Genomic DNA, 13,733 nt, shown 5'->3' on the forward strand with positions numbered 1-13,733 from the left:
ATGCCGCAGATTGCGTTATTATGATTGCTAATTAAGCTTGAACTCGACAAATATCAGCGATCATTGGATCGCATAATATTAATAAATCATCAGTAGCAATCTCAATGCCAGCCATGCGATCGCCGCTACTGATATTGACTTTTTCAATGGCTGTAAGTGTATGATCAAACACAATGACCAGTGGGCGTTTTAACCCTAGCGGTGCCACCGTTCCTATGACTAAACCGGTGACTTTTTCAACTTCAGCCGCATCAGCACAAGTCATGCGCTGACAATCTAATAATGCCCGTACTTTTTTGGGATCCACAGCCTGTGGTCCTGGAACACATGCCAGTACATGAAATCCAGACATATCTTTGAGCAATATTGATTTCACCATATGCTGAGGATCGACCCCACGTTCAGCCGCTGCTTCAGCGATGGTTTTCGCGGGTTTAGTATGAGGCAAGATACGGTAATCTACCCCTTCATCAATCAATAACCGTGTTACGGTGGTATCTATAGAACTATTCAGCATTAAGATCATACGGTAAATCAAGTTTATGCCAAAGAGCATCTGGGTGGGTGGCAAAACGGAACTGGCTATCGTCATCGAGATCGTTTGGTAATACGACCAGTGCAATAGCTTGGTCATCAGCATAGTGATAGCCACAAATAACAGTGCCACCGTTACGCCAATTTTCACCAACACTGCGTTCTAATGCATTACCAGCTTGTGGGCATTGAGTCGCAGCCCCCATTAAAATATACATGGCGCGCTTATTGATGCCACGGTACTTAGCACGCGCGACGGTTTCTTGGCCGGTATAGCAACCTTTTTTAAAACTAATCCCACCCACGGCTTGTAAGTTTACTGCTTGAGGAATGAATTCAAGTTCAGTGGTGTTATCAATGCGAGGCAGTGCTGCTTTAATATCGTATAAATTCCATAACGCATCAGTGGTATATATGGCGTCAGGTGCTAGTGTCGTAATAACGGCATCTGCTTGTTCTTCGGTGGTAATGATCAACCAACGCTCGTTATCTACTTTTACAACGGTAGTATTATCGTTATGACGCACATCAGCATCACCACTGAAATGACGATCGATCATTGTTTGAGCTTGTGTACCTGTAAGTCCTAAAATAACGGCAGTCGTTTGAGTTATTTCTGTTTTAGAAAATACCGCATATTTTTTTAACTCAGGTAATTGGGTTGCCATGACACTTTGGCGTTGAACGAAACCATAACCATTCTGATAATGAAAAATACGCATAATTGAACGTAATTTTCCTTTAGCGTCACAATGCCCAGCAAAGGTTGATTTATCTGCTGTTAATGACACCACATCACAAGTTAACTGACCTTGTAAGTAAGACTTACTGTCAGGGCCAACGAGTGTCACCATTCCCCACTCACTGAGGTTGATTATTGCTAAATCAGGTAGTGAATCCGTTGTGCTTAATGCGAACGGGGTAAAAGTGTATTGAGTTGACCAAGTGCTCATAATGGTATCCACTAATGCTGTAATGATTACGCTATGTTATACCAACTGAGCAAAATAATTAACTCTGGTTATCTGATGGGTTAATTGGATGTTTTTATTCGGCGCAATAATGGTGGGTTAGGTCTCATCTTGAGGGATTATTTGTGCTAGCGCATGGTCGTTATTAAGCTTGACTGTTACTCTGTTGGTAACGGAAATACGCTTAGTATTCGATTGTCAGTGAGCCATTAGGCGCACAATTAGAGGTTATGTATGTTAGGTGCAGAAGAAAAGGCCCGCGTAAAATGGGCATGTCGTCGTGGCATGCTAGAACTTGACGTGTTGGTGATGCCATTTTTTGAAGAGTGTTTTGAGGATTTATCAGAGCAGCAGCAACGTGATTTTATTTCTCTACTAACGTGTGATGATCCTGATTTATTTAAATGGATGATGCAGCATGGCCGCAGTGATAACGCTGCTCATGCGATGATGGTTGATAAAATCGTTGCCCATAACAACAGCAAGCTACGTTGATTTAAAGCTTAACTTATCCCCGCGACTGAACACTGCACTGAGTCTATTTTATCTCGGTGCAGTGCTATTATTATTGTTTGTCCCGCCTGTTTTTTTGCCATTGAGTTATTTTTTTGCGGAAGCATTATTTTTTGAATGGCAACGAATGTATCACTATTATTTGCATCAACAAGGACCACTACGACTTTATAGTGATGGTAGCCTTTGTTGGCATGATCACGGTGGCGATTTAATCGCTATAAAATTAGTGACTCGGTGGCTGGTGGTATTGTCAGTTACACATAACAGAAATCAGTGGCTAATCATTTGTTATGACGGTTGTGATGTGACTCAGTATCGCCAATTAAAAATGTTTATTCATTTAGGACTATTAAAATGAGGCACTCTCAACAATAACCAATGGTGCTAATATTGCAATTAGCACCATTGTCTTGAAAAAAGTATTGTTTACTCGCCGTTAATAATTATCGGGTACTAAAATTGTTGGTGTTGCTGGTTGATTTAGATCTGGATAATCAAGCGTGTAATGTAAACCCCGACTCTCTTTACGCGCCATTGCACAATGAACAATTAACTCAGCAACTTGTAATAAGTTACGTAATTCTAATAAGTTATTTGAAACACGGAAATGGCTGTAATACTCATCGATTTCATTTTTAAGTAATTCAATTCGGTTCATGGCTCGCGCTAACCGTTTGGTGGAACGCACAATACCCACGTAATCCCACATAAATAGCCGTAATTCATGCCAATTATGTTGAATCACCACTTCTTCATCAGAGTTAGTCACTTTGCTGTCATCCCAAAATGGTAATTGTTGTGGTTGTGCTATATCACTAAATTGATGCTCAATATCTTTCGATGCTGACCATGCGTAAACCACACATTCAAGCAGTGAATTTGATGCCATACGATTAGCGCCATGTAAGCCGGTATAGCTCACTTCACCAATAGCATATAAACCATCGATATCTGTTTTACCTGATTTATTAACCATCACTCCACCACAGGTATAGTGTGCGGCAGGAACAATTGGAATCATATCGGTGGTAATATCAATTCCATAGCCTTGGAGTTTTTCAGCAATGGTTGGAAAGTGATTTCTTACAAACTCGGCCGGCTTATGGCTAATATCAAGGTACATACAGTCGGCACCTAACCGTTTCATTTCATAGTCGATAGCACGGGCAACGACATCTCGTGGTGCCAGTTCGGCACGTTCATCAAAATCAGGCATAAAACGACTGCCATCAGGACGGCGTAAATAGGCACCTTCACCGCGTAGGGCTTCGCTTAATAAGAACGTTTGTGCTTTAGGATGAAATAAACAAGTGGGATGGAATTGATTAAACTCGAGATTAGCAACACGACAACCTGCCCGCCATGCCATCGCAATACCATCACCTGATGATACGTCAGGGTTAGAAGTGTATTGATAGACTTTTGATGCACCACCGGTAGCTAAAACAACAAACTTAGCGGCCAGAGTTTCAACACATTCTTTATCACGATTCCAAACATAAGCTCCAAGCGCGCGATTAGTCGCAGATTGTGGATTGATTTTTTTCTCAGTAATTAAATCGAGCGCATTATGACGTTCAAGAATGGTGATATTAGGGTGGTTGCGAGCTTGTTCTTGAAGTGATGTTTGCATTGCCATTCCAGTGGCATCGGCAGCATGAAGGATACGCCGATGACTATGACCACCTTCTAAAGTGAGGTGATAGCGAGGGCTATCATCTGAATCTGATACTTCACGATCAAAAGGAACGCCACCATCAATGAGCCATTGCACGCATTGCTTTGCGTTTTCAGCGATAAACTGCACTACATCTTGGTCACAAAGATGGCCACCGGCAATTAAAGTATCTTCAACATGTGAAGCAACACTGTCTGACTCATCAAAAACGGCAGCAATACCTCCCTGAGCATAATAGGTTGCTCCTTCACTGAGCGGGCCTTTACATAAAATAGTCACTTTACCAAGGTGGGCTAAATGAAGCGCAAGTGACAATCCTGCTGCGCCACTACCAATGACTAAAATATCGCTATCGTATTGATGTGATGGGTTCATAGTGATTACATATCCATGTGATAATCTTATTTCATGCTATCAAATTTGTTATAAAAACGCATGCTTGTTTGGGTTTTGGTAATGCAAATACGATTAAATCGTGGTTTTTTGGCTGAATTATTGTTAAATCTTAACGGCGCTATTGTGTCATATCTTTGTGATTGTTTTACTTTTTTCAGTTACAGAACCTCGTTAATGTTATTATTTGAGGTAAAATAATGAGTGTTGTTACTATTTATATTTGTTTCTCTTTGTTATAGGTAATAACTTAACGGCAACGAAAAGATAAAATTATTTTACTAACGGTGGAACTTTGCCATTATTCATCAGTCTTACGTAGTACTCATGCTTATAAATATTTCATAAGTCAGTGCTTTATTTACGGTGAGACTAACGCTTATTAGTGGCAGGATAATCTAAATAAACCATTGCACACCAATAACGGATCGTAGCTATTATCGGTACGGGATATCGTGAGGTGAATGCAATATGACGAACAGTTAGACATGGGAGTACACGCTCGAATGAGCGAGCAGCAAACTGATCAGGTATTAATTGAGCGAGTACAGCGGGGAGATAAACAAGCATTCAACCTTCTGGTTATTAAATACCAGAATAAAGTTTGTAATCTTGTTTCTCGTTACGTTAGTAATTCTGGTGATGTACCAGATGTTGCCCAAGAAGCGTTTATTAAAGCGTATCGAGCCTTACCTACATTTCGTGGTGAAAGTGCATTCTATACATGGCTTTACCGTATTGCTGTTAATACCGCAAAAAATTATTTAGTTGCTCAGGGACGTCGTCCGCCAGCATTTGATGTTGATGCTGAAGATGCCGAATATTATGAAAGTGGAAATGCGCTTAAAGAAATTTCGAACCCTGAGAACCAAATGTTGTCTGAAGAACTGAAGCGGGTTGTTTTTAGTACGATTGAATCGTTACCTGACGATCTTAAAACAGCAATTTCATTGCGAGAACTGGATGGTCTAAGCTATGAAGAAATTGCTGAAGTAATGGGATGTCCTGTCGGTACAGTTCGCTCACGTATATTCCGTGCACGAGAGATTGTCGAAAAACGCATTCGACCTCTTATGCAGCAATAATCATGTTGCACCCAACGGTGGAAAAAATGGCTGATAAAGAAAAAATTTCGGCATTGCTTGATGGCGAAGATTTGGATCAGAGCATTATTAATGCGCTGACTGTTGACAAAGAAAGCGAGCAAAGTTGGCATGACTTCAACTTAATTGGTGATGTTATGCGTGGTGATGTTCCGCAATGCAAAGAATGGAATATTGCAGGAAATGTCGCGTTAGCGTTAGAGGCTGAATCAGCACATACTGGTGCCGCGATCACGCATGTTGAGACGATTGCTCAGCCCATTATTACTGAAGAACAACCGACCCCATTTAAAGCTAAACGGACATTACCTGTTTGGCTATCCCAGTTTGGTCAGGTTGCAATGGCAGCATGTGTTTCATTAGCCGTCATTGTTGGTGTTCAACAATACGATGGCAATAATAGCAATTTAACGGCAACAACCAGTAATGATGTACCAGTATTACAAACCATTCCTTTTTTAGGCAAAGCCGAACCGGTGAGCTTAAATACCAATATGGTTAATAATCAGACGCCGTCTGAGTCGCAATTAATGGAACAACGACGTCGAATTAACTCGATGTTACAAGATTATGAACTCCAACTTCGCTTTAATGCTGAAGATGGCAGTATCGATCATTCACGCTTACATCCTAATAATTCAGTGGCGAATTAATGAAAAAAATACTGGTCGGTGCGCTTGCATTGGTCAGCCTATTGTTGTCACTCCAAGCCTCTGCTGAAGCGGTTAAACCTTCAGCAGAGGCTTTGTTGCATCAAATGGGCCAAGCCAGCCGAGATCTTAGTTATGAAATGTCTTATATCTGGGTAAAGAAAAATAGCATTGATACATTGCGCTATCGACATGCATTAGAAAATAATAAAAGTTATGCGCATTTGTTGTTTCTTAGTGGGCCACCACAAGAGGTGATTCAACGAGGCGATGAGGTGAGCTATTTTGAGCCAGGGCTCGATCCATTTACGATTAAAAGTAATAAAATGGTCGCACCAATCTTACCGTTGACGACTACAAATATTGATAAACTGGCTAATTTTTATGATTTTATTGCAATGGGACGAGCACGTGAAGCGGGTGTAGCCTGTGATGTTGTTCGTATCGCGCCTAAAGATGGTAATCGCTATTCTTATTTATTATGGATTGATCAAGTATCCCATTTAGTTATGCGAGCTGATTTATTGGATCGTGATGGTGATTTACTTGAGCAATTTAGAGTGGTGTCATTTGCGGTGAATCCTAAAGTTGCTGAAATGCTCAGTAAGCTAAATCAAGTTAAACTGCCAGCTGTGGTACAATTACCGCAACAGCCGCAGAAAAAATTGCAATGGAGTGTTAATTGGTTACCAAACGGCTTTACATTAATTGCCGGTAACCGCCATCGATTATTATTAACTGAACGTGCCGTTGAAAGTCGCATGTACAGTGATGGTTTATTTAGTTTTTCTGTTTATGTTTCTGATGTTGATAATTTTGTTGGGCGAGGGCAATTAGTTCGTCAAGGACGTCGCACATTAACGACTCGCGTTGATGGTGATAAAGAAATTACTGTAGTGGGTGATATTCCACCACAAACAGCTCGACGAATTGCAGAAAATGTAGCCTTTGATAAAATTAAACCTGAGGCTACTCAAACGAGTAAATAATCATGATGCGAACATTAGCGACAGTTGTCGCAGTTGATACTGGCCATATAACGGTAAGTTGTCAGCAACAAAGCAGTTGTGGTCACTGCGCTTCGAGCGATAGTTGCGGTACGGGTATTGTGACAAAAGCGATGCCTGGCCGTTCTCATCAGATAAATATCGACACTAAAGAAAAAGTAATACTTGGACAAGTGGTTGAAATTGGCTTGTCTGAGCGTAGTATGCTCAGTTCAGCTTTGCTGGTTTATATGCTGCCACTGCTATTTTTAGTGGGTGGTAGTTTAATTGGCCAGTATATCTTTATTGATTTAGCAGGTAGTAATCAATTCGGTGTTATCGTATTCGCTGCTATTGCTACAACGGTAGGATTGATGATTGCACGGTATTATGCCAAGAGATTAGATGGGGATTCAGCCTATAAACCAAGCCTTATTCGAGTGCTAGGGTTACCCATTTCAGCAGATAAGCTGATAAATGCCGCATCGAAAGATAGCGAGTAGCGTTTAAATTCGGTAGAATCCGTCAACTTGATCGTAAGATCCCATTCATTTTAATCACGAGCAGTCACGCCATTCATGAAGCACATTCGTAACTTTTCGATTATCGCACATATCGACCATGGTAAGTCGACCTTATCCGACCGTCTAATTCAAGTCTGTGGCGGCCTTTCTGATCGAGAAATGGCTGCACAGGTTTTAGATTCAATGGATCTTGAACGCGAACGCGGTATCACTATCAAAGCTCAGAGCGTAACGCTTGATTACACAGCTAAAGATGGTGAAACTTATCAATTAAACTTTATCGACACTCCTGGACACGTTGACTTCTCGTATGAAGTATCGCGTTCACTTGCAGCTTGTGAAGGTGCATTGTTGGTAGTTGATGCGGGTCAGGGCGTAGAAGCTCAGACGCTAGCAAACTGTTACACCGCCATGGAAATGGATTTGGAAGTGGTGCCGATTTTAAATAAAATCGACCTTCCTGCTGCCGATCCTGAGCGTGTAGCCGAAGAAATTGAAGACATTGTTGGTATCGATGCTCTTGATGCTGTGCGTTGTTCAGCAAAAACGGGTGTTGGTGTTGACGAAGTTTTAGAAAAAATCGTTGAAGCAATTCCAGCACCAGAAGGTGATCCGGATGCGCCACTACAAGCACTAATTATTGACTCATGGTTTGATAATTACTTAGGTGTTGTGTCTTTGGTGCGTGTTAAAAACGGTAAGCTAAAGAAAAACGACAAAATTAAAGTCATGACCACCGGTCAAGTTTGGGGTGTTGATCGTCTTGGGATCTTTACACCAAAACAAATTGATACGACTGAATTAAATACTGGCGAAGTTGGCTGGGTTGTTTGTGGTATTAAAGACATTCTAGGCGCACCGGTTGGTGATACATTAACGCTAGCTAAAGGCGGTTGTGAGACCGCATTACCTGGCTTTAAAAAAGTAAAACCACAGGTATATGCAGGTTTGTTTCCTGTATCATCTGATGATTACGAGAACTTCCGTGACGCGTTAGGCAAATTAAGTCTAAATGATGCCTCTCTATTTTATGAGCCAGAAAGTTCATCTGCACTGGGTTTCGGTTTCCGTTGTGGTTTCTTGGGTATGCTCCACATGGAGATTATTCAAGAGCGTCTAGAGCGTGAATACGATCTTAACTTGATTACTACAGCACCAACAGTAGTGTATGAAGTGAAGAAAACTGACGGCACCATGCTGTATGTTGATAGCCCTGCTAAATTACCTGCGGTTAACGACATTGAAATTATGGGTGAGCCAATTGCTCGCTGTAATATTCTAGTACCAAGTGAATACCTAGGTAATGTTATTACGCTATGTATTGAAAAGCGTGGTATGCAGGTTGATATGGTTTATCACGGTAATCAAGTAGCCTTAACGTATGACATTCCGATGTCAGAAGTGGTACTGGATTTCTTTGATCGTTTGAAGTCAACCTCTCGTGGTTATGCATCGCTAGATTACAACTTCCAACGTTACCAAGAATCAGACATGGTTCGTGTTGATATTCTATTAAACGGCGAGCGTGTTGATGCGTTAGCTATCATTACTCATAAAGAAAACTCACAGACTCGTGGTCGTGATGTTGTTGAGAAAATGAAAGAATTTATTCCTCGTCAAATGTTTGATATTGCGATTCAAGCGGCGATTGGCGCTCATATCATTGCACGTTCAACCGTGAAGCAATTGCGTAAAAACGTAATCGCGAAATGTTATGGTGGCGATATTAGTCGTAAGAAAAAGCTACTACAAAAACAGAAAGATGGTAAGAAACGTATGAAGCAAATTGGTAATGTTGAATTACCACAAGAAGCTTTCTTAGCGATTCTTCATGTAGGCAAAGATAAGTAGTAACCTTTCTTTGTTTATAACAGTCTAGATCTGATTAGAAAGTGCTAATTTAATCCGTTAAATAGCACTTTCTTTTACTTAGACGTTTTAAATTAGACTCCAAAAACTAACTGTCGAAGTTAGTTGCGTTAAACCTAAGGGATAACATGGCAAATACATTTTCAATAATACTGGTCTTAGCGACGATCTTTACTGGTATTATTTGGGCTCTAGATAAATTTCTATGGGCACCTAAGCGACAATTAAAAATTGCTGCCGCAGCTGAAAAAGCAGGTGGTCAAGTTGATGCTGAGGTACTTGAACGTGTTGCACCTCAACCGGGGTGGATTGAGTCAGCAAGCTCAATGTTCCCTGTGATTGCATTGATCATGATATTCCGTTCATTTATTTATGAACCGTTCCAAATTCCATCAAAGTCAATGTTACCAACCCTATATGTGGGTGATTTTATTCTGGTTCAAAAATTTGCTTACGGTCTACGTGATCCTGTTTTTGATCATAAATTCTTAAGCACAGGTGAACCTAAACGTGGTGATGTGATTGTATTCCGTTACCCACCTAATCCAAAAATTGACTACATTAAACGTGTTGTTGGTTTACCTGGTGATTTAATTCGTTACAGTGCTGACAAAAAATTATGCATTCAGCCGCAAGGCACTTCTGTTTGTAAGCCTGTGAAATTAACCGATATGAAAGACAGTGATTTTACTCAAGGTATGACACGTCTGATTGAGTATAACGAACACCTTGGTGATGTGAATCATCACATTTTGATCAATCCATCGCGACGTGATAACCGTATGGCTTACGTGCCTCGCCCAGGGATCGGTGAGTGGATTGTACCAAAAGGTGAGTATTTTGTTATGGGTGACAACCGTGACAATAGTGCTGATAGTCGTTACTGGGGTTTTGTACCAGAAGCGAACTTAGTCGGCAAGGCAGTTGCTATTTGGATGAGCTTTGATTTTGATCGCAAGCCTGATAGTTTTCTTCCATCTTGGATCCCTACCGGCGTACGTTTTAATCGTATCGGTAGCATTAAATAAAATAATCGAGAAAAAATGACAACTCCAGCGAATAGGCTGCAGCGTAAGCTGGGCTACCAATTTAATAGCTCTGAGTTGATGACATTAGCACTGACACACCGCAGTGCTAATGGCACCCACAACGAGCGTCTAGAATTCTTAGGCGATTCTATTTTAAGTTTTGTTGTTGCTGATGACTTATATCACCGTTTTCCTAATGTGGATGAAGGTGATATGAGCCGAATGCGTGCAACACTAGTCCGTGGTAAGACACTAGCAGAGTTAGGACGTGAGTTCGAACTAGGTGACTACTTACTATTAGGTCCAGGCGAGTTGAAAAGTGGCGGTTTCCGTCGTGATTCTATTCTGGCTGACTGTGTTGAAGCAATCATTGGCGCGGTTTATCTAGATAGTGATGTTGAGACAGTACGTCAAGTCGTATTGGCTTGGTATCAATCACGTCTGAATACAATTGAGCCGGGCATCAACCAAAAAGATCCAAAAACACGCTTGCAAGAGTGTCTTCAAGGTCGTCGTTTACCATTACCTGCATATACTGTAACTAAGGTACAAGGTGAAGCTCATAACCAAGAGTTCACTGTACAGTGTGATGTCACAGGTTTGGATGAACCTGTAATCGGTAAGGGCGGCAGTCGGCGCAAGGCAGAGCAGGCAGCGGCAGAAATTGCACTTAATCAGTTGGAATCATGACAGATAAACAACATTGTGGCTTTATTGCCATCGTTGGTCGACCGAATGTCGGAAAATCAACCTTGCTTAACCGTTTAGTGGGACAAAAATTGTCTATCACTTCACGTAAACCGCAAACGACACGTCACCGTATCATGGGTGTTGACACTCGTGACGGGTATCAAGCTGTTTATATTGATACTCCGGGTTTGCACATTGAAGAAAAACGTGTAATTAACCGTTTAATGAACCGTGCTGCTAGCAGTTCATTAACCGATGTAGAACTAGTGTTATTCCTTGTTGATGGCACTACGTGGACTGCTGATGATGAGATGGTACTGAATAAGCTTATGAAAAGTGAGCTACCTACAGTATTGTTAATCAACAAAGTCGACAACATTAAAGAAAAGCATGAGTTATTCCCGCATTTGCAGGAATTAGCGAAAAAAATGCCGTTTGTTGATGTTATTCCAATGTCAGCAAAGAAAGGCACTAACATTGCCGCAATTGAAAAAATTGTTCATGACCATTTACCTGAATGTGAATATTATTTCCCTGAAGAGTATGTAACGGATCGTTCACAACGCTTTATGGCGTCAGAAATTATTCGTGAAAAACTTATGCGCTTTACAGGTGAAGAATTACCATATTCTGTAACTGTTGAAATTGAGCGATTTGATTTCAACCCAGAAACTAATGGTTTTGATATCAACGGTTTGATTCTGGTTGAGCGTAAAGGCCAGAAGAAAATGGTGATCGGTAAAGGCGGCGATAAGATCAAAGTTATTGGTCGTGAAGCCCGTTTAGATATGGAAGATCTATTTGAACGCAAAGTGTATCTAGAACTTTGGGTTAAAGTGAAATCAGGTTGGGCAGATGACGAACGAGCACTGCGTAGCTTAGGTTACATTGACGATCTATAAGGACAGTAATGGAGGGCTTACAGCGTTGTTTTGTCCTTCATTATCGTCATTATAGTGAGACGAGCCTGATCCTTGATGTGTTTAGCGAGGATCACGGCCGTCTTACCTTACTTGCAAAAGGAGCGCGTCGTAAGCGTTCTAATCTTAAAGGAACCTTGCAACCTTTCACGCCATTGTTTATGAAATGGAGTGGTAAAGGCAGCATGCCCGTCCTCACTCATGCTGAACCTATCAGTATTGGACTGCCGTTGCGCAGTTATATTTTATATTCCGCGATGTACGTTAATGAAGTATTAGCGCGTGTATTAGAAAACCATACCCCTTATCCGGTGTTGTTTCTTGATTATTTGAATGTGTTGCGTGAGCTTGCACAAGCGGATAATCCAGAGCCTGCACTGCGTCGTTTTGAACTCGCCTTATTACACCATCTTGGTTACGGTATTGATTTTTTACATTGTGCTGGCAGTGGGTTAGCAGTTGATGATCGCATGACGTATAACTATCGCGAACAGCGTGGGTTTATTGCTTCAATGAAAATAACCCAATTGACTTTTCGTGGTAATGAATTAAAAGCAATTGCAGCAAGATGCTTTGAAACTCCAGAACAACTTCGTGCTGCGAAACGCTTTACAAGGATAGCCTTAAAGCCTTATCTTGGCTCAAAGCCATTAAAAAGTCGGGAATTGTTTCTCCCACGAGCAAGGAGCATCAGAAAATGAACAACATTCTACTGGGTGTCAATATTGATCATATTGCAACGTTACGTAATGCCCGTGGCACACGATACCCTGATCCCGTGCATGCTGCCGAAGTAGCTGAGCGTGCTGGCGCTGATGGTATTACGGTGCATTTACGTGAAGATCGTCGTCATATTAATGATCGCGATGTACGCATTTTACGTCAAACATTGCAAACGCGAATGAATCTAGAAATGGCAGTTACTGACGAAATGATTGCGATTGCGCTAGAGACTCAGCCTGAATATGTATGTTTAGTGCCTGAGAAGCGTGAAGAATTGACGACAGAAGGTGGCTTAGATGTGGCGGGTCAACTTGAAAAAGTAAAAGCGGCGACAACAAAATTAACCGCAGCTGGCATTAAAGTGTCACTTTTCATTGATGCTGATCGTGCACAAATTGATGCTGCTTCTGCTTGTGGCGCACCGTTTATTGAACTTCATACAGGACAATACGCAGAAGCGGTAACCGAAGAAGCCCAAGCTGATGAGTTAAAGAAGATTGCCGTAGGTGCAACCTATGCGCATAAATTAGGCATTAAAGTCAATGCTGGTCATGGATTAACTTATCATAACGTTAAAGCTATTGCCGCATTACCTGAACTGTATGAGCTAAATATCGGCCATTCTATTATGGGACGAGCGATGTTTGATGGTCTTGAAAAAGCGGTCGCTGATATGCGTTCATTGATGCAGGAAGCACGTAGCTAATGGCTATTTTAGGTTTAGGGACTGATATCGTTGAAATTGAACGGATTGAAAAAGTGCTTACTCGTGCCGGTGATGGTTTTGCTGAACGGGTGTTATCAGCCTCTGAACTTGAACAATATTATCGCTTAAAGTTACGCGCTCGGTTTGTGGCAAAACGGTTTGCTGTTAAAGAGGCGGCGTCAAAAGCATTAGGTACAGGTATTGCTTGTGGTGTCTCTTTTCAAGATTTTACCGTTACCAATGATGTGCGAGGTAAACCTCTGGTTGCCTTTTCCGGTCAAGCTCTGAAACTACTAACAGCAATGGGTGGGCAGCATGTGCATCTTACTATTGCTGATGAGCGCCGTTATGCCGTTGCAACGGTTATCATTGAACGTTAACGTTATTATTAAGTAAGATTAAGATAATCAAAAAAAACGCTAGCTTGTAAGGCTAGCGTTTT

General features: G+C 41.3%; 16 protein-coding genes. 13 read left to right on the forward strand and 3 right to left on the reverse strand.

The genetic code is table 11. The features are described from left to right. Positions 1 to 31 precede the first annotated feature (31 nt). Together OC457_RS02445 and ygfZ are read right to left on the reverse strand one after the other, a co-directional pair. On the reverse strand, positions 32 to 517 hold the full coding sequence (locus tag OC457_RS02445) for an aminoacyl-tRNA deacylase (protein WP_210436095.1): 486 nt from the start codon (positions 515 to 517) through the stop codon (positions 32 to 34). Then, positions 507 to 1,490: a tRNA-modifying protein YgfZ gene (ygfZ, locus tag OC457_RS02450; protein ID WP_370737972.1), complete on the reverse strand. Its 984-nt coding sequence runs from the start codon at positions 1,488 to 1,490 to the stop codon at positions 507 to 509. The genes OC457_RS02445 and ygfZ overlap by 11 nt, the downstream gene beginning before the upstream one ends. Before the next feature lie 249 nt (positions 1,491 to 1,739). Here ygfZ and OC457_RS02455 point away from each other — a divergent pair, with 249 nt between their 5' ends. Together OC457_RS02455 and OC457_RS02460 are read left to right on the forward strand one after the other, a co-directional pair. Further along, on the forward strand, positions 1,740 to 2,000 hold the full coding sequence (locus OC457_RS02455) for an FAD assembly factor SdhE (protein ID WP_080175400.1): 261 nt from the start codon (positions 1,740 to 1,742) through the stop codon (positions 1,998 to 2,000). Next, the gene (locus tag OC457_RS02460) at positions 1,972 to 2,379 is read left to right on the forward strand and encodes a protein YgfX (protein WP_159447860.1); all 408 of its coding nucleotides are present in this window, start codon (positions 1,972 to 1,974) and stop codon (positions 2,377 to 2,379) included. The genes OC457_RS02455 and OC457_RS02460 overlap by 29 nt, the downstream gene beginning before the upstream one ends. A 78-nt stretch (positions 2,380 to 2,457) precedes the next feature. Here the strand turns inward: OC457_RS02460 and nadB are convergent, their stop codons facing one another. After that, on the reverse strand, positions 2,458 to 4,074 hold the full coding sequence (gene nadB / locus OC457_RS02465) for an L-aspartate oxidase (protein ID WP_080175398.1): 1,617 nt from the start codon (positions 4,072 to 4,074) through the stop codon (positions 2,458 to 2,460). Between the two features lie 524 nt (positions 4,075 to 4,598). Here nadB and rpoE point away from each other — a divergent pair. The 11 genes from rpoE to acpS all read left to right on the forward strand — a co-directional run bounded on the left by rpoE (position 4,599) and on the right by acpS (position 13,671). After that, positions 4,599 to 5,177, forward strand: a complete 579-nt coding sequence (gene rpoE / locus OC457_RS02470) for an RNA polymerase sigma factor RpoE (protein WP_080175397.1) — start codon at positions 4,599 to 4,601, stop codon at positions 5,175 to 5,177. 26 nt (positions 5,178 to 5,203) lie between these two features. Further along, positions 5,204 to 5,848 (forward strand): RseA family anti-sigma factor, encoded by a 645-nt coding sequence (locus tag OC457_RS02475; protein WP_080175396.1) that lies wholly within the window; start codon positions 5,204 to 5,206, stop codon positions 5,846 to 5,848. Further along, complete coding sequence (rseB, locus tag OC457_RS02480) at positions 5,848 to 6,834, forward strand: sigma-E factor regulatory protein RseB (protein ID WP_080175395.1); 987 nt, start codon at positions 5,848 to 5,850, stop codon at positions 6,832 to 6,834. The genes OC457_RS02475 and rseB overlap by 1 nt, the downstream gene beginning before the upstream one ends. A 2-nt stretch (positions 6,835 to 6,836) precedes the next feature. Continuing rightward, entirely contained in the window at positions 6,837 to 7,334 is a 498-nt protein-coding gene (locus OC457_RS02485; protein ID WP_080175394.1) for a SoxR reducing system RseC family protein, read from the forward strand. Positions 7,335 to 7,409: 75 nt separating this feature from the next. Then, positions 7,410 to 9,206 carry a translation elongation factor 4 gene (gene lepA / locus OC457_RS02490; protein ID WP_080175393.1) on the forward strand — a complete coding sequence of 599 codons (1,797 nt, stop codon included), beginning with the start codon at positions 7,410 to 7,412 and terminating at the stop codon, positions 9,204 to 9,206. A 146-nt stretch (positions 9,207 to 9,352) separates the two neighbouring features. Continuing rightward, positions 9,353 to 10,252 (forward strand): signal peptidase I, encoded by a 900-nt coding sequence (lepB, locus tag OC457_RS02495; RefSeq protein WP_080175392.1) that lies wholly within the window; start codon positions 9,353 to 9,355, stop codon positions 10,250 to 10,252. A gap of 15 nt (positions 10,253 to 10,267) precedes the next feature. Then, on the forward strand, positions 10,268 to 10,942 hold the full coding sequence (rnc, locus tag OC457_RS02500) for a ribonuclease III (RefSeq protein ID WP_080175391.1): 675 nt from the start codon (positions 10,268 to 10,270) through the stop codon (positions 10,940 to 10,942). After that, entirely contained in the window at positions 10,939 to 11,844 is a 906-nt protein-coding gene (era, locus tag OC457_RS02505) for a GTPase Era (protein WP_080158218.1), read from the forward strand. Before rnc ends, era begins: the two co-directional genes overlap by 4 nt. Before the next feature lie 8 nt (positions 11,845 to 11,852). Then, on the forward strand, positions 11,853 to 12,563 hold the full coding sequence (recO, locus tag OC457_RS02510) for a DNA repair protein RecO (protein ID WP_080175390.1): 711 nt from the start codon (positions 11,853 to 11,855) through the stop codon (positions 12,561 to 12,563). Beyond that, positions 12,560 to 13,291 (forward strand): pyridoxine 5'-phosphate synthase, encoded by a 732-nt coding sequence (gene pdxJ / locus OC457_RS02515; RefSeq protein ID WP_080175389.1) that lies wholly within the window; start codon positions 12,560 to 12,562, stop codon positions 13,289 to 13,291. Before recO ends, pdxJ begins: the two co-directional genes overlap by 4 nt. Beyond that, complete coding sequence (acpS, locus tag OC457_RS02520; protein WP_080175388.1) at positions 13,291 to 13,671, forward strand: holo-ACP synthase; 381 nt, start codon at positions 13,291 to 13,293, stop codon at positions 13,669 to 13,671. Before pdxJ ends, acpS begins: the two co-directional genes overlap by 1 nt. Positions 13,672 to 13,733 lie beyond the last annotated feature (62 nt).

The organism is Photobacterium toruni (assembly GCF_024529955.1).
GTDB lineage: Bacteria > Pseudomonadota > Gammaproteobacteria > Enterobacterales > Vibrionaceae > Photobacterium > Photobacterium toruni.